Origin of the sequence: Candidatus Acidulodesulfobacterium acidiphilum (genome assembly GCA_008534395.1) — a bacterium.
Taxonomy (GTDB): Bacteria; SZUA-79; SZUA-79; order Acidulodesulfobacterales; family Acidulodesulfobacteraceae; genus Acidulodesulfobacterium_A; species Acidulodesulfobacterium_A acidiphilum.
In genome coordinates, this window is the sequence record SHMQ01000010.1 from 25,914 (window position 1) to 42,581 (window position 16,668).

12 protein-coding genes and 1 CRISPR repeat array are annotated in these 16,668 nt (G+C 32.5%); all 12 genes read left to right on the forward strand.

The window, feature by feature from the left end:
* Positions 1-47 precede the first annotated feature (47 nt).
* A CRISPR array of direct repeats spans positions 48-5,796; the repeat unit is 36 nt; unit sequence GTAAGAATATTTCCCTGATTTATAAGGGATTGCGAC.
* A gap of 172 nt (positions 5,797-5,968) precedes the next feature.
* Complete coding sequence (locus EVJ48_04640) at positions 5,969-6,280, forward strand: hypothetical protein (GenBank protein RZV39483.1); 312 nt, start codon at positions 5,969-5,971, stop codon at positions 6,278-6,280.
* Positions 6,277-6,948: a hypothetical protein gene (locus EVJ48_04645; GenBank protein ID RZV39484.1), complete on the forward strand. Its 672-nt coding sequence runs from the start codon at positions 6,277-6,279 to the stop codon at positions 6,946-6,948. Before EVJ48_04640 ends, EVJ48_04645 begins: the two co-directional genes overlap by 4 nt.
* 373 nt (positions 6,949-7,321) lie before the next feature.
* Positions 7,322-7,969 carry a hypothetical protein gene (locus tag EVJ48_04650; protein RZV39485.1) on the forward strand — a complete coding sequence of 216 codons (648 nt, stop codon included), beginning with the start codon at positions 7,322-7,324 and terminating at the stop codon, positions 7,967-7,969.
* 17 nt (positions 7,970-7,986) lie between these two features.
* A complete protein-coding gene (locus EVJ48_04655; GenBank protein RZV39486.1) occupies positions 7,987-8,388 on the forward strand; it encodes a hypothetical protein in 402 nt (133 codons plus the stop codon).
* Between the two features lie 188 nt (positions 8,389-8,576).
* The gene (locus EVJ48_04660) at positions 8,577-9,722 is read left to right on the forward strand and encodes a TIGR02584 family CRISPR-associated protein (GenBank protein RZV39487.1); all 1,146 of its coding nucleotides are present in this window, start codon (positions 8,577-8,579) and stop codon (positions 9,720-9,722) included.
* 163 nt (positions 9,723-9,885) lie between these two features.
* The gene (locus EVJ48_04665; GenBank protein RZV39488.1) at positions 9,886-10,200 is read left to right on the forward strand and encodes a hypothetical protein; all 315 of its coding nucleotides are present in this window, start codon (positions 9,886-9,888) and stop codon (positions 10,198-10,200) included.
* A gap of 21 nt (positions 10,201-10,221) precedes the next feature.
* Complete coding sequence (locus EVJ48_04670) at positions 10,222-10,554, forward strand: YbjQ family protein (protein RZV39489.1); 333 nt, start codon at positions 10,222-10,224, stop codon at positions 10,552-10,554.
* A gap of 57 nt (positions 10,555-10,611) precedes the next feature.
* Positions 10,612-11,427 carry a CRISPR-associated endonuclease Cas1 gene (cas1, locus tag EVJ48_04675; GenBank protein ID RZV39490.1) on the forward strand — a complete coding sequence of 272 codons (816 nt, stop codon included), beginning with the start codon at positions 10,612-10,614 and terminating at the stop codon, positions 11,425-11,427.
* A gap of 11 nt (positions 11,428-11,438) precedes the next feature.
* Positions 11,439-11,666: a hypothetical protein gene (locus EVJ48_04680; protein RZV39491.1), complete on the forward strand. Its 228-nt coding sequence runs from the start codon at positions 11,439-11,441 to the stop codon at positions 11,664-11,666.
* A 40-nt stretch (positions 11,667-11,706) separates the two neighbouring features.
* Complete coding sequence (gene cas2 / locus EVJ48_04685) at positions 11,707-11,985, forward strand: CRISPR-associated endonuclease Cas2 (GenBank protein RZV39492.1); 279 nt, start codon at positions 11,707-11,709, stop codon at positions 11,983-11,985.
* A gap of 34 nt (positions 11,986-12,019) precedes the next feature.
* Positions 12,020-15,076, forward strand: coding sequence for a hypothetical protein (locus EVJ48_04690; GenBank protein ID RZV39493.1), 3,057 nt, complete (start codon positions 12,020-12,022; stop codon positions 15,074-15,076).
* Between the two features lie 37 nt (positions 15,077-15,113).
* Positions 15,114-16,568 (forward strand): ATP-binding protein, encoded by a 1,455-nt coding sequence (locus EVJ48_04695; protein ID RZV39494.1) that lies wholly within the window; start codon positions 15,114-15,116, stop codon positions 16,566-16,568.
* The last annotated feature ends 100 nt before the right edge of the window (positions 16,569-16,668 follow it).

The window sequence follows — 16,668 nt, forward strand, 5'->3', positions numbered from 1 at the left end:
AAACGATTCAAATAGATTAATTATTTCAACAACTTACAAAGGGTAATGTAAGAATATTTCCCTGATTTATAAGGGATTGCGACGATGGCTCTGTCATTAAAGTTTCGTCTAAATTCTCGATAACTGTAAGAATATTTCCCTGATTTATAAGGGATTGCGACGTCTTCAGGTCGTCTTCGGTTAAACTAATGTTAAGTTTCGTAAGAATATTTCCCTGATTTATAAGGGATTGCGACTCAAACACTTCCCCTAGGGGAAGTGTTTCTTCATCTGGGGTAAGAATATTTCCCTGATTTATAAGGGATTGCGACAAACATAGAAAAAAACTCCTATGTCCCGCGTCCGGGATTAATGTAAGAATATTTCCCTGATTTATAAGGGATTGCGACCATTCGTATAAGAATATGAGTTCATCATCTGGTAAGAGCGTAAGAATATTTCCCTGATTTATAAGGGATTGCGACGTTATATTATCAACCCTTAAAATGGATTGCATAATATAATCTAAGTAAGAATATTTCCCTGATTTATAAGGGATTGCGACAATATACAATAATCACATTGTTCGGAATACATTAACCACATTTGGTAAGAATATTTCCCTGATTTATAAGGGATTGCGACAAATTTATAAGGCAAGCCTTATAAATTTTCAGTAATTGATTAAGTAAGAATATTTCCCTGATTTATAAGGGATTGCGACCAACCTTCGCAGGGTTGCCCATTATATGGACAGTTAACCTGCGTAAGAATATTTCCCTGATTTATAAGGGATTGCGACTTTAACCCTTGCTTACCACTCCACTCAATACCTATATTGTAAGGTAAGAATATTTCCCTGATTTATAAGGGATTGCGACTTTGAATCTGATATATGTTTTCATCTATCAGATTCATGCTATGTAAGAATATTTCCCTGATTTATAAGGGATTGCGACACCATAGGTAGAAATGGAGATATCTTTTATTAAACGTACCGTAAGAATATTTCCCTGATTTATAAGGGATTGCGACTGACGAACGAACATAGTTCGTCATTGAAATATTCACAAGTAAGAATATTTCCCTGATTTATAAGGGATTGCGACTAAGATCACCTCCTTATTGTCGTGTTAATTAACCATATGGTTGTAAGAATATTTCCCTGATTTATAAGGGATTGCGACAAAATAGTATAATATTTCCACGACATAAGATCACCTCCTTATGTAAGAATATTTCCCTGATTTATAAGGGATTGCGACAAAAAACTTGATCCGAATTGATGCGGATATAATGAATACGTAAGAATATTTCCCTGATTTATAAGGGATTGCGACCATATTATATGTTAAAAATGGATTCACAGAAAGATTATCAGGGTAAGAATATTTCCCTGATTTATAAGGGATTGCGACTCCATTTTTGACTCCTTTTTAAATGTTAATTTAATATTGCGGGTAAGAATATTTCCCTGATTTATAAGGGATTGCGACCTTATATGTAATACTTCTGATGCCAGATAGTCTATATTAATGTAAGAATATTTCCCTGATTTATAAGGGATTGCGACTTTGCTATTCTTTTATCAACAGATAGTGCTGCAGATATTAAAGAGTAAGAATATTTCCCTGATTTATAAGGGATTGCGACATTTCACATTTCTGTCCATACGGACAGCTTAACTGCCCATGTAAGAATATTTCCCTGATTTATAAGGGATTGCGACGGATTTGATTTGAATTTTGAAGGCACATTCTTAACGTATGGTAAGAATATTTCCCTGATTTATAAGGGATTGCGACTAGTGAATGCCTTTTTTTTCATTTTCCATTTTGTACCCCCGTAAGAATATTTCCCTGATTTATAAGGGATTGCGACCAAGTTCGGCAAGCTGTTTTTTTAAGGCTGCTATACGGATAGTAAGAATATTTCCCTGATTTATAAGGGATTGCGACTTTCTCCTATTTATATTTATTAAAAAAAGCCTGCTAACCTTTTTGTAAGAATATTTCCCTGATTTATAAGGGATTGCGACGCAGGCAAATATCAACATTATCATTTTACCTCCTTTATTAAGTAAGAATATTTCCCTGATTTATAAGGGATTGCGACGCATCTTTTCTTTCATACCATAAATCTATCTTCTTTATTCATTTTTTTTCACCTCCCCGTAAGAATATTTCCCTGATTTATAAGGGATTGCGACGCATCTTTTCTTTCATAGTAGAAAAGATGTTTATATGATTGTAAGAATATTTCCCTGATTTATAAGGGATTGCGACTAACTACTATCATATTTTTCCTCTTTTTATTCTATTTTGTAAGAATATTTCCCTGATTTATAAGGGATTGCGACAGGTTAAAATCTATATACCCCCCGTTAAATTTATTTCGGCCAGGTAAGAATATTTCCCTGATTTATAAGGGATTGCGACGGGAAAAAGAAATGATAACTACAAATCAACCTTTATCAAGTAAGAATATTTCCCTGATTTATAAGGGATTGCGACCAAGTCTTTCATTTCAAACCCTCCTTGAATTTTAAATTAATTAGTAAGAATATTTCCCTGATTTATAAGGGATTGCGACATATATAACAGATCAAAACACAAAATCCGTCCTTTAAAAATGTAAGAATATTTCCCTGATTTATAAGGGATTGCGACAGGTGTCAGATTTACAAATTTGGTTTTTTCCAAATTTGTAGTAAGAATATTTCCCTGATTTATAAGGGATTGCGACATGTTTTTAACCTTATTTCCTTTATTGTCCCTATCAGGGACAGTAAGAATATTTCCCTGATTTATAAGGGATTGCGACACACGAACAAATTTTTTCTACAGAAAAAAGTTTTACCGAAGTGTAAGAATATTTCCCTGATTTATAAGGGATTGCGACTTGGACATAGTAATAAATTTTTCTTAACATCTTTGCTCCTGTAAGAATATTTCCCTGATTTATAAGGGATTGCGACAGTTCTCTGGAGTTTTTTTACCATCCTTCTGGTGAAGGATGGTAAGAATATTTCCCTGATTTATAAGGGATTGCGACCCTCCTGTAAAGTTAAAAATTACGTTCGTCATATATATTACGTAAGAATATTTCCCTGATTTATAAGGGATTGCGACAAATGATTCTAACTCTGCTAACTGTCTTTTTAATGCGGATGTAAGAATATTTCCCTGATTTATAAGGGATTGCGACTTGTTTGCTAACTCCTCCGATAAAGTCGGTTCTACTAACAAGTAAGAATATTTCCCTGATTTATAAGGGATTGCGACATTGCCGTTGCACCGGTATTCGGTGCGACGACATCAGAACGGGTAAGAATATTTCCCTGATTTATAAGGGATTGCGACCTCCTATGTCCCGCGTCCGGGATTAATTTAAGTTATATATAGGGTAAGAATATTTCCCTGATTTATAAGGGATTGCGACCCTATCCTCGCGTCCGAGGGTTAACTTAAGTTATATATAGGGTAAGAATATTTCCCTGATTTATAAGGGATTGCGACTTATAGCGAAGTTATTTATTTTTCTTTTTTGTCCGCATTGGTAAGAATATTTCCCTGATTTATAAGGGATTGCGACGGTTACCATTCCAGATTTGGGGGTTACCATTCCAGATTTGGGTAAGAATATTTCCCTGATTTATAAGGGATTGCGACTTAAAAACACACCCTCTTATCTCCGGAAGCCCCTTTACCGTAAGAATATTTCCCTGATTTATAAGGGATTGCGACAGCTTAACTGCCCGTATGGGCAGTCTTTTTTCTTTTTGTCTTGTAAGAATATTTCCCTGATTTATAAGGGATTGCGACCTAAAAACTCGTTATATGCTTCCTTAAAATTCTCTATTCTGTAAGAATATTTCCCTGATTTATAAGGGATTGCGACAGTTTCAAAAACATTTCACCTTCACTTTCACAGTGAGAATGTAAGAATATTTCCCTGATTTATAAGGGATTGCGACGGATCGCCTTAACATCCGCATTATTTAATAATTGCATAATGGGTAAGAATATTTCCCTGATTTATAAGGGATTGCGACGAGGTTTTGACAGTTAAACTTAATTTTTCTTCAATCTTTTTAGTAAGAATATTTCCCTGATTTATAAGGGATTGCGACCTTTGTTTCCTTTTTTTCCTTTTCCATTTTTACTCCTGTAAGAATATTTCCCTGATTTATAAGGGATTGCGACAAATCTCTTGAGAAGTCATTTTAAAGCCTCCCTTGATATTTTTGTAAGAATATTTCCCTGATTTATAAGGGATTGCGACGACTCCACAATGAGTCATATATTTTTGCATTGTTATCGAGTAAGAATATTTCCCTGATTTATAAGGGATTGCGACATATAATACACTAACATTAGGATCTGCTTTTTTATGATTAGGTAAGAATATTTCCCTGATTTATAAGGGATTGCGACAATATATGATTTTTCATAGTGATAAACATTTTTAATTTTTGTAAGAATATTTCCCTGATTTATAAGGGATTGCGACTTAATTTTTCTTCTGTCATTTCCATTTTTTCTTCTCCTTTGGTAAGAATATTTCCCTGATTTATAAGGGATTGCGACAAACCTGCTTGCCCTTACTAAGATAATTTGCCATAGTGCTGTAAGAATATTTCCCTGATTTATAAGGGATTGCGACAATCATTAAACATTGTAAAAACCTGATCGCTTTGGATCCGTAAGAATATTTCCCTGATTTATAAGGGATTGCGACTGTCATCTTGCAAACGGATATAATGAATACCCGTTTTTTTTACGTGTAAGAATATTTCCCTGATTTATAAGGGATTGCGACCTAAATATTCGGTATCGAAATACCTATCCAGAATATTTTCGGGTAAGAATATTTCCCTGATTTATAAGGGATTGCGACTTTTTTTTACTTTTTCGGAGTTGGGGGCCACTTTTATCCGTAAGAATATTTCCCTGATTTATAAGGGATTGCGACGAAAATGAAATATTTTAAAATGAAATTTAAGATGATTTAATTGGTAAGAATATTTCCCTGATTTATAAGGGATTGCGACTTTACTTCTAAAGCCTTATTATAATTTTCAAATACATCGTAAGAATATTTCCCTGATTTATAAGGGATTGCGACACATAATACTGCTGGCACCCTTCGCAGGGTGCTTCCTGTAAGAATATTTCCCTGATTTATAAGGGATTGCGACGACTGCCCATATGGGCAGCTTTTTTCATTTTCATTTTCCTGTAAGAATATTTCCCTGATTTATAAGGGATTGCGACTTCTTATCCATAGAAAATCTATAGATAAGAGTAGCATTATGGTAAGAATATTTCCCTGATTTATAAGGGATTGCGACAAAACAAGGTATGTTCTGTTGCTTTTTGGGTTATATGTTACGTAAGAATATTTCCCTGATTTATAATGGATTGCGACTTATTTTTTTTCATTTTAATCTCCTTTGCGGCTTTCGCCGCTGTTTGAATATTTCCCTGATTTATAATGGATTACGACTGGGTTAAGTCCCGCAACGAGCGCAACCCTTACTTTTAGTATGAATATTTCCCGATTTATAATGGATTACGACCTTATTTCTACCGCTAAATTGAGCGGCAAAACTGTTTATCTCGTAGAATATTTCCAGATTTATTTGGGATTGCGACTAGGCTAACGCTAAATCTAACACTACAAGCGCAAGCCCTGCAAAGTGTAAGAATATTTCCCTGATTTATAAGGGATTGTGAGCTCCTTTTTTCGGTGTCCGTAGAAAATAAAATTATTAACATGTAAGAATATTTCTTTGATTTATACTGGATTGCGACAAAGGCTCTGTAAAAACTTTCGCCGCTAAAGATATGGCAAAAAACTCGGCTTTTTATGTATGCACTTTTTGTTCGGTGTTTTAATTAATTTTAAATCGGTGTTGACAAATCCGGAATAACTTAAAAAGATTAAAGAACTTAACGTGGGGTATGATATGATATGATATAATATTATGGAAAAGATAATAGATAAAAACAAAGAAGTATTGTACAGGTTAAAAGATTTACCCGTAAGCAGAGGAACTTTCTGGTATTGCGATATCGATAAATCTTATTTTCCGCTGTCTAAAATATTATATCAAGTTTTGGAGAATAGCGATTTGAACAGTATTTTAAAATTAGTTTCCATGTTTAATTTCGATGAACTTGAAACTGCGTATAAGAAGATAAAGCCTGAATTTTATAAAAAAAGGGAAATTGGATATATTGCTTTAATTGAACTATTGGAAATCATTATAGATATTAAAAAAGATGGTCAAATATGAAGTCGTTAATATGGACTGAAGGCACGGAGAGAGTACTGGATTCATTATCTAAAGAACCCCTAATTAAAAATTACGTCTTTGTAAGCGGAAGTGCTTTAAGCTATCATATTAAGCATAGATTATCCGAAGACATAGATTTATTCAGTCCATTATCTGCTTTAAATAACGAAGAAGTTAATAATATAATTAATAATATGTCTAAAAGAGGTTATTATATAATAGAAGATATCGGAGTTCCTTTCAGTGAAACTCACAGAAAATTTCATATAATAGGGATTAAAGTAGAATTTGTAGCGTCGGGAAGTGATTTTTTAAATAATGAACATACTAATTTAAGAAATAATCTAAACATTGCAAATCTTAATACGGTTGCAGGAATGAAAGCTTTTACGGTAACGCAGAGAAAAGAAATAAGAGATTATTACGACAATTATATTTTATCGGAAAAATTCGGTTTAGACTTTCTTATTAAACAAGCTAAAAATCTTTACGGCGGTCAATTCAGCGAGAAGGCTTTTTTATCCGCGCTTATAACCGGAGACAAAATTTTTAAAGAAAATTATATTGAAGAGAAGCTTTCCCCTTCAATAAAAATTTCAACGGAAGAAATGAGCGCGTTTTTCAAAATAAAGGTCAAAGAATATTTAAAAAATTCTCTTTTTTGTTAACAGAATCTATCCGTATCGCAAGAGCCCTAACATCTTTTCTAAAGACTTGCAGAACAGGTTGGGTAATGGTAATGGCAGAGACTGGGAGAGGTAGCAATTATGGAGTAAGAATATTTCCCTGATTTATAAAAAAGATTGCGACTTATGTGTGATATAATTATAAAAAAGGCGGTAATTTTCTACTAAATAAATAATAAATTATTTTCCTGCAAATAAGCCTTTCAATACCCTCCAATTAACATTAAAACAACATTGTTTTGAAATACAATTTATTTTTAATAATTTATAATTTAATTAAACGTTCGGCTGGTCGGACGATTAAATTATAGTTTATTAAATTTAATTAATTTAAATTAATTTTTAGGAGGGTAAAATGGAAAAAACGAAATTCAAAACAAAATTAAAGCATGCCAGACTATCGGCTTTTGCAGTTTTAATCGCAGTTATGCTGTTGTTGGGTTTGTCTGCGGGCAGGGTTTATGCAAGTTCTTATTCAAATTATAACGATTATTACGTGAGCCTTAACGGAGGATTGGCTGAAACAAGTATAAGCGGAATATCTTCAAAGTCTGGCGGAACTTACAATATCGCAATCGGTAAAAATTTTAACATGAATAAGATAATTGTAGGTGGGGGTTTATTATTGGGTTACGCGGACAACGGTTCTTATTCTTATTCCGGTGTAAGCGCAAGCCTTCATTCCATGTATTATGGAATATTTTTAAAGGGCGGATACGATTACCATAATTTAATGCCGTTTATTAAATTGGGTTATGTAGATTACGCTTTTGTCGGTACGTCAAACACCGGTACTCAATGTTTCGATATAGAAGGGGATACGGAATGCGATAATGCCCAGTATGTATCGAGTATGAGTTCCGAAGGCGGTTTGTTATACGGCGCAGGGGTGGAATATTTATTTAATCCAAGTTGGGGAGTAACGGCGCAGTATTTCGGAGGCGCATTATCCGATAGCGATAAAGTTAACAATTTTACAATAGGAATTGATTATAATTTCTAGGAGGATAAGAATAAAAAATGAAAAAATCAAAAATTTTATTATTGTTGATTTTAGCGTTAACGATATCTGCCGCAACTCTTTCAGGCTGTGCCGCCGGTATTGGAAACGGCAGGATTGCAAATGAATCAAATAATACGATTTCAAGAAAGATTATAAAAGGTAAAACTACTAAATCGCAAATAAAACAGATGTTCGGAGATCCCGAAAAGATTTCTTTTAATAGCAAAGGGGATTCTATGTGGACATACGAATATCAGCATGAACATGATACTGTGGCAGCCTATATTCCCGTTGTAAATTTGTTTGCTAAAGACGTTAAGGGACATAAAAAAATGTTGGTTATTCTATTCAATAAAAAAGGCATAGTAAAAAATTATGCATTCACCAATTCGGTCAACAGCATCTCTTTTGGAATGTGATTTGCATTACTTCGACGCTAAATAAAACTGCATCATGATAAAATAAAACGGGTTGATTATATTATATATTTACTTTTATAATTATAATCTGCCCGTTTTTTTATTACGTAACTATGTAAAAGTTAAACGGCGAATGTTAAAATTATCGACAATATATAATTATTAATATATAATTTTAAATATAAAATATGAAAACAATATTGGTAAGCATAGCAGGTTTAAGTCCGCAAATCATTACCGAGACTTTATATTACTACTTAATAGAAAGAAAACCGCCTTTTTGGATAGACGAAATAAAAGTTTTAACGACAAGTCCCGGAAAACAAAAAATAATTAATATGCTTTTAGACAAAAACAACGGCAAGTTTTATTCTTTTTGCAAAGACTATAATATAGACCCAAAAAGCATTAAATTTGACGAAAGTTCTATAACCGTGTTAGGTTCTGATGCTCCCGTAGAAGATATAATTTCCGATAAAGACAGCGCAATAGTCGGAAATGAAATAGTTCAATTTATTAAAGAAATTACCCTCATTCCTGATTCTAAGTGTATATTTTCCGCCGCCGGAGGCAGAAAAACTATGACGGCTTATCTTGCCCTCGCCGCACAGTTATATGCAAAAGACGACGATATACTGTGTCATATCTTAGTAAGTCCCGATTTTGAGTCGAATAAGGATTTTTACTATATACCGCCTAATAACAAAAAAATAGAGGTTAAAGATGCATCCGGAAATACGTTAAAAATTTTGGAAACGAAAGATGCAAAAATTTATTCTTCGGAAATAGTTTTTTTAAAATTACGCAAACTTTTAAATATAAAAGACGACCTGTTTTATGACGATTTAGTCGGAATTGCTCAGAAAAAAATTGATTATTGCGGAGACAAAATAGTAGCTTTCGATATTAAAAATAATTCCGTTCTTTTGGGAAGTAAAAAAATTACGCTTCGTCCAATAGAATTATCAATATATTATATGTTTCACTATTTAAAAATTAAATGTAAAAACGATTTTTGCGGAGATTGCACCGATTGTTATTTATCCATAAACGACCTTTCGTCTGACGATAATATAAAAATAGTTTTAAACGTTTATGAAAAGATTTATTCAAAAAACAGCGGACAATATGAAAGACTTGCCGAGTCTTTTAAAAAGCAAAACAAAGGCGACGAATTTTTTATACAAAATATTACAAATATCAACAAAAAAATTAAAAAACATTTAAATCCATTTGAATATGCGGTTTATAAAATATCCAAGACGGGAAATTACGGCAAAAGATACGGCGTATTTACTGATAAAAGAAATATTAAGATAGATAAAAAATTATAGTTACATTAAAAAGGTAAAAATATTTCTCTGATTTATAAGGGATTATTTGAAGTATTACTGTTATGATGCATCAGGCAACAGTTGTTAGACGGAGGTATAAATAAAAGAAAAAATAGGCAATTAAGAACGTAAAAATAATTTAACTTAATAGGAGGTTATCGATATGGGCTTATTTAGTTGGTTGGGCGGATTGTTTAACGATGATAACGGAAGTATGGATATCGGTACGACTATTAACCCCGCTTCGGGGCTTCCGATGGTTAACGGAGATACGAGCGGAGTTGATGTAGGCGGCAATCCTTATGGCATGGATAATTCAGATGATTTTAACAATAGCAACGATAGTTTTATGAATTCTGACGACGATATTATGAATAACGATATGTTTAGCAATAATGGCGATTTTGGAAGTAGCGGCAGTTTCGGAGACGACGACGGCTTTGGTAGCGGTAGTTCAGGTTTCGGCGATGATTTTTAAATAAAAACTAAGGAGGCAAAAATGTTAGTTGTAACTACTGAAAATATACCCGGTTACAAAATTATCGAAATAAAAGGTCTCGTGCAGGGAGCATGTATAAAATCTAGGTCGGTTTTCGGAAATATGTTTGGAAACTTAAAGGCTATGTTTGGCGGAAATCAAGACGGATATATTAAACTTGTAATTCAGACAAGGGACGAGGCGATTCAGGCCATGATTAACGAAGCTCAAGGTTTGAATGCTAACGCTATTATTATGATGCGTTTTGACAGTAACGAGTTCGACTCGGGACAGGGTCAGTCAATGAGCGAAGTAGTCGCTTACGGTACTGCGGTAACAATCGAAAAGATATAGTAATTTATATAAAAAAACGTTAAAAATAGATTTTAAGATTTTATTCAATTTAATTTTATGTCGACAATTTACGTTTCGGAACAGGGAGCCGTTATATCTAAAACATCTAAAAGGATAATAATATCTAAAGATTCGGCGGTTATTCTGGAAATTCCTATTTTTAAAGTCGAAAGGATTTTTATATTCGGCAACGTTCAGTTGACGACTCAGGCTATGAATTTTTTGCTTGAAAATAATATAGACGTATCGTTTTTTACTATGAAAGGAAAATGTCACGGAAGATTGGCGGCAATAGATTCAAAGAATATATTTTTAAGGCTTGCGCAGTATGAAAGGTATTTGGATAAAGAATTTCAAATAAATTTGGCAAAAAAAATAGTAGAAATCAAATTAAGCAATGAAATAGACTTAATTTATTCGTTTGCAAGAAATTACGGCGTATCTAAATTTAAAGACATTTTGATTGCAATTCAAAAATGCAAAGAACTTGTAAAAAATAAAACGACTATAAATTCCGTTATGGGTATAGAAGGAATAGCCGCTTCTTATTTTTTTAAAGCTTTTAAAATGATGATAAGAGATGAAAATCTCATTTTTAACGTCCGGCAAAAAAATCCGTCGATAGACCCTATAAATTCCTTATTAAGTTTCGGATATACGCTTGTTACTAATGAGATATTAAGCGTATTGATCGGGCAGGGATTTGATCCTTATATAGGTTTTTTGCACGGTATAAATTACGGCAGGCCTTCGCTTGCCCTCGACGTAGTAGAGGAATTTAGAAGCGATATAGACGGTTTTACTCTTAAGCTTTTAAATAAATCTATTTTGAAGAAAGACGATTTTATTCGACGCCTGACGGAACATTTTTGAAACCGGATGCAATGAAAAAATATTTTCTTCATTACGATAAGCTTATGTCGAAGACTGGTTCCGGCGATAATAAAACCGCCGTTAACGCAAATGATTATTCAAAAAATATAAATTCGCAAACACTTTTAAAAGTAAATTCGAACAAAAATTCAAAAGTTAAATCAAAAAGGTTGTATATTAAAGAAAGAGTCAATATTTTAAGAAATTCTATAATTTATAAAACCGAGTATAATAATTAAAATATAATATATAAAATTATAACTTATAGCTTATTAAGTAATGTTTTATATTATTTCATACGATATAAAAGACGATAAAACGAGGCTTAAGCTTTTAAAACTTCTTAAAGATTACGGAACGCACGTACAATTCAGTGTATTTGAAGCAACGCTTAAGCAAAAACAGTTTGATAAAATGCTTTCTGAAATTTACAAAATCAAAATCGACAAAACTTGCGACAGTATTATGATTTATTCCTTGAATAAAACTTGCGTAAAAAATAAAATAAATATAGGCAGATTAATGAAAGACCCGGAGAAAAACTGTTTTGTAGTTTAAATTTAATGCGCTTTAATGCACTTTAAGGCATAGTATGGGCGAATTAATACAGAGCATTACGGAATATTCTAATTTTATTTCCGCCTTTAATAAGGTTTCGTCGGGTGGAGGAGCGCCGGGCGCAGATCATATTACGGCCGATAAATTTGCTTTGGAATTAGATAAAAATATTCATCTTTTAATAGATGAAATAAAAACATCTGTTTATGCTCCGGGACCTATTGCAAAATTTCGGCATAAAGCGCAATTTTCGGAAAAAGTTAGGACTCTCGGCGTTCCGTGCGTTAGGGACAGGGTTGTTCAAACAGCAATATTGAATGTTTTAGAACCTGTATTCGAAAAGCTTTTTCTTAGGTGTTCTTACGGTTACCGCCCCAGAAAATCGGCTCTGCAGGCGGTTATCAAAACAGAAAAATTATGCAAAGAGCCTGAAATAAATTTTGCTTTTAATGCAGACATACATTCTTTTTTCGATACTATAGATACGCAGCTTTTAATAGAAAAAATAAAAAACGTTATAAAAGAAAAACCTCTTATAAATCTACTTTCGCTTATAATAAACAGCTCTTCAGAATCTTCGCCTAAGGGGATAACTTTGGGCGCGCCTACTTCTCCTTTGTTTGGGAATATTTATCTTAACGATTTCGATAAACTTATGTTTAAAGAATCAGGTTCTAAATATTTGCGTTATGCAGATGATTTCGTTATGTTTGCCGATACGTTTGAAAACTGCGAAAAACTTCGGGATATTGCGGTTAATTATTTAGAAAACGAAATTATGCTTACTTTATCGAAAGAAAAAAGTTCATTGGTAAGGTTAAACGAAAAAGAAGGATTTGATTTTCTGGGTTATCATTTTAATAAAAGCGGTAAATATCCTTCCGAAAAATCTTTATGTAATTTTTCTGAAAAAATAAACGGGATTTCCGCAGACGGAATAAAAAATATTTATATAGACAGTATAATAGAAGGCTGGCTTAATTATTTCGATATTAAAACGGTCGATAAAGAAAATACGAGGGAACTTTTGGACGCCGTCGATAAGCTTTTAAAAGAAAAACCCGAATTAAATATAGGATTGTCGCTTTTAAAAAGCGCTTTGCTTGCAAAAAGTTATCAAAAAGACATATCGTCTTTTATTATAAAATCCATAAAAGATAAAATATTATCGGGCGAAACGGCGGGAATAAGCGGGGAAGATATCACAAGTTCGTCAAGTCATACTCCTTATGAATATACTAGGGACATAAAGTTAGACGCTGCAATTCTTTCAAACGAACTCGACCTTGAAAAAGATTCTTTTGATTTCATATCCAAGAGCGTCGACGACGGAGAAAGAATTCTTAAAATTTCTGATTATTTTTTAGAAAAAGGCGATTACGAAAAAGCTATAAGGCTGTTAAACAGATTTACGGAAAAGAATCCCGATTATGATGCGGCTTACGATAAGTTGTCATATATTTACGGTAAAATGGGATTAAAAGGCTTGGCTGGAAAGATGAAAGAATATTTTTCCGGCGATAAAATTGAAAATGCCGGTAATGAAGATTTAAGAGATTCAAATATTGAAGAAGAATTAAAGATTATTGATTCTGGATTGAAGAACGAAATCGTACAACCGGATGTTTTTAAATTAATTATTCCAAAATTTTTATCCCTTTTTATAGGTTCCGATAATTATTACGCAATTGGATCAGTTACTCAGGAAGGCAAAATATCTTATTCTAAGGTCGAAAAACCTCTTGATAAAGAAGCGGTCGAATCTCATATCAACGGCATATCGACTATCGGGGAATATATAATAAGAAACGATAACTGTATAAATTTTGCGCTTTTAGATATAGATATATCGGCTGAATATATTAAAAATATTCAGGTTGATTCCGATATATACCATGATTATCTAAATGAGGCTTTTAATTATGCCCTGTTTATAAAAAATACCTTAAAAGAAAAGACAGGAGCCGAGTCCTATATTGAATTCAGTGGTTACAAGGGTTATCACGTTTGGTTTTTCTTCGAAAAGCCGCTGCAGGCAAAAAGCGGTAGAAAATTCGTTAATTTTTTGGTAAACGAACATAAATTCAGGCCGCATATCAATGTAGAAATATTTCCCAAAGAAAACAAATTAAATTCTAATACTATGGGAAGTTTAATAAAACTGCCACTCGGTATAAATTTATATACGGGCAAAGAAACTTATTTCGTTGACGACGACGGCAATAAAATTTTTAATCAGTTTAAATTCTTAATCGAAGAAATAATAAGAATACCTCAAGCCGCCGTAAATAATATTATAAATTCCGGAAACCAAAATTCTAATCAAACCGCAGTAAACTTAAACGAAAACGAAAAAAACGATTTTAAAATTTTATTAGACAAATGTCAGGTTTTAAAATATCTTTACGATAAAGCCAGAATTACGAAATATTTGACTCATACGGAAAGATTAAGCATTTTATACTCCATAGGGCATACCCCGGACGGCAAAGATATGGTAAATTATTTCATGAGTCTTTGCGCAAATTACGACCAAAAAATAACTTTAAAATATATAAATAAAGTAAAGGGCAGCAAATATGCTATTTCTTGTTATAAAATTAGGGAATGGCTTTCTTATATAACGTCTCAGGTAGGATGCAACTGTAAATTTGAACTCGCGAAAGGGGAATACCCAAACATTTTATTGCATTTAAAAAATGTAAACGACGTTGAAAAATCTAAAGATATTGATATAGAAGAATCGGTAAACCGTATTATAAACAGCAGTTTATTTTTAATAGACGGCGAGAAGCAAAATAAAAATGTGAATTCGGAATTAGAAAATATCGTTGATAAAGAAAATATCGCAATAGAAGACAAAAGAGAAATAATGGATTTCATAGGCGACAAGAATGATATAGAAGAAGCTATTATGGAGTTTTTAAAGCAAAAAAAAGAGCTTTGCGTCGTTACCGAAGGTTATAATAAATCCAAGGAAAAATTGGAGGAATTGTTTTCGCTTGCAAAATCCGACAGTATAAACACAAGATATGGAACGTTAAGAAAAGAATACGAAGGAAGCGATATAAAATTTATTATAGAAATGTAAGTTAGTAGTAATTTTTTATTGAATCGTACAAAATAGTATGATACAATTTTGTACTATGAAATTTTACGATAGAAAATATGAATTAGATAAACTTAAAGAAATTTACGACCTGTCGGCGGAATTTTCCCATATGGTCGTTATTACCGGACGAAGACGAATCGGCAAAACGGAACTTATAGTAAAATTTGCGCAAAAAAAAGACGACATAGTATATTTTTTTGTTTCTAAAAAGAAGCCCGTCGTATTGTTGCAGGAATATAGAGATATTTTGTCTTTAAAAATTCCTTTTCTAAAAAATACAGCATTTATAACGTTTGAAGACTTTTTTAATTTTCTTTTTAGTTATATGAAAGAAAATCGTTTAATAATAATTTTCGATGAGTTTCAAAATTTCGAAAGCGTGGAACCGTCGGTTTTTTCTGTATTGCAAAATTACTGGGATTCTAAAAAAAACGATATAAAAGGAGCATTTATTTTTATAGGTTCTGTTTTTTCGTCAATGCAAAGAATTTTTGCAGGAGAAAACGAACCGCTGGCGGGAAGAACTACTGCCAAATTATATATAGAACCTTTAAAACCGTCGGCGCTTGTAGAAATGCTTGAAGATTATAACGTTAAAACCCCTTCAAATCTTTTGTTTTATTATTCTTTATTCGGGGGCGTGCCAAAATATTATTTTTTACTCGATAGGTATAAATTATTTCCAAAATCCAAGGCGGAAGTTATTAAAAAATTATTCTGCGAACGCAATGCGCCGTTGCAAAATGAAGGCAGGGAGATTTTTATTGAAGAATTTGGGAAAAATTACGGAGTTTATTTTTCAATATTACAGTCCATTGCTTCCGGCAACACGCAAATGGTTCGTATCGCAGACTATTGCGGAATTAATATAAACAGTATAGGAAAATATCTTGAGGAACTTACCTCTTTATATAAAATTATAGAAAGAAAATTACCGGTAACGGAATATAAAGTTGAAGCCAAAATAGGCAGGTACCGTATTATAGATAATGCCGTAAGTTTTTGGTTCAGGTATATATATAAAAATCAAAGCCTTATAGAAATAGGAGAAGAAAAAATCCTTCTGGATAAAATATATGCCGATTTAAATACTTTTATGGGATTTAAATTTGAAGAATTAATAAAAAGCATATTGATAGAAAAAAATAGCGATGTCGGAAATAATCCTCTGCCTTTTCAGTTTACGAAAATAGGAGGATTCTGGACAAAAAAAGAAAATATCGAAATTGACATTGTAGCTTATAACGAAGAAGAGAAAAAAATTATTTTTGGAGAGTGTAAACTTAACGGCAACGGTTTTAACAGTATTGACGTTAAAAAATTTAAGGAAAAAGCCTCTTTCGTCAAATGGGAACGGAATATAAGAGCGGAATATTTCGCCTTGTTTTCTTTGGTCGACGTAAATGAGGAAATAAAAATAAAATTGGAAAAAGAAAAAATAAAAGTTTATAGTTTGAGAAATTTATTATGAAAATCTATATGAAGCTTAAAATCTCTTTTGACCAGCGATAAGTCCATTTCAAGCATCTTATATTTTTTTTCGTTAAAAAAAATCTAAAAATTGGGTGAGA

Coding starts and splice junctions, on each gene's coding strand:
- EVJ48_04640 (RZV39483.1), top strand. CDS start 5,969: ATGGAAAAGATAATAGATAAAAACAAAGAAGTATTGTACAGGTTAAAA.
- EVJ48_04645 (RZV39484.1), top strand. CDS start 6,277: ATGAAGTCGTTAATATGGACTGAAGGCACGGAGAGAGTACTGGATTCA.
- EVJ48_04650 (RZV39485.1), top strand. CDS start 7,322: ATGGAAAAAACGAAATTCAAAACAAAATTAAAGCATGCCAGACTATCG.
- EVJ48_04655 (RZV39486.1), top strand. CDS start 7,987: ATGAAAAAATCAAAAATTTTATTATTGTTGATTTTAGCGTTAACGATA.
- EVJ48_04660 (RZV39487.1), top strand. CDS start 8,577: ATGAAAACAATATTGGTAAGCATAGCAGGTTTAAGTCCGCAAATCATT.
- EVJ48_04665 (RZV39488.1), top strand. CDS start 9,886: ATGGGCTTATTTAGTTGGTTGGGCGGATTGTTTAACGATGATAACGGA.
- EVJ48_04670 (RZV39489.1), top strand. CDS start 10,222: ATGTTAGTTGTAACTACTGAAAATATACCCGGTTACAAAATTATCGAA.
- cas1 (RZV39490.1), top strand. CDS start 10,612: ATGTCGACAATTTACGTTTCGGAACAGGGAGCCGTTATATCTAAAACA.
- EVJ48_04680 (RZV39491.1), top strand. CDS start 11,439: ATGAAAAAATATTTTCTTCATTACGATAAGCTTATGTCGAAGACTGGT.
- cas2 (RZV39492.1), top strand. CDS start 11,707: ATGTTTTATATTATTTCATACGATATAAAAGACGATAAAACGAGGCTT.
- EVJ48_04690 (RZV39493.1), top strand. CDS start 12,020: ATGGGCGAATTAATACAGAGCATTACGGAATATTCTAATTTTATTTCC.
- EVJ48_04695 (RZV39494.1), top strand. CDS start 15,114: ATGATACAATTTTGTACTATGAAATTTTACGATAGAAAATATGAATTA.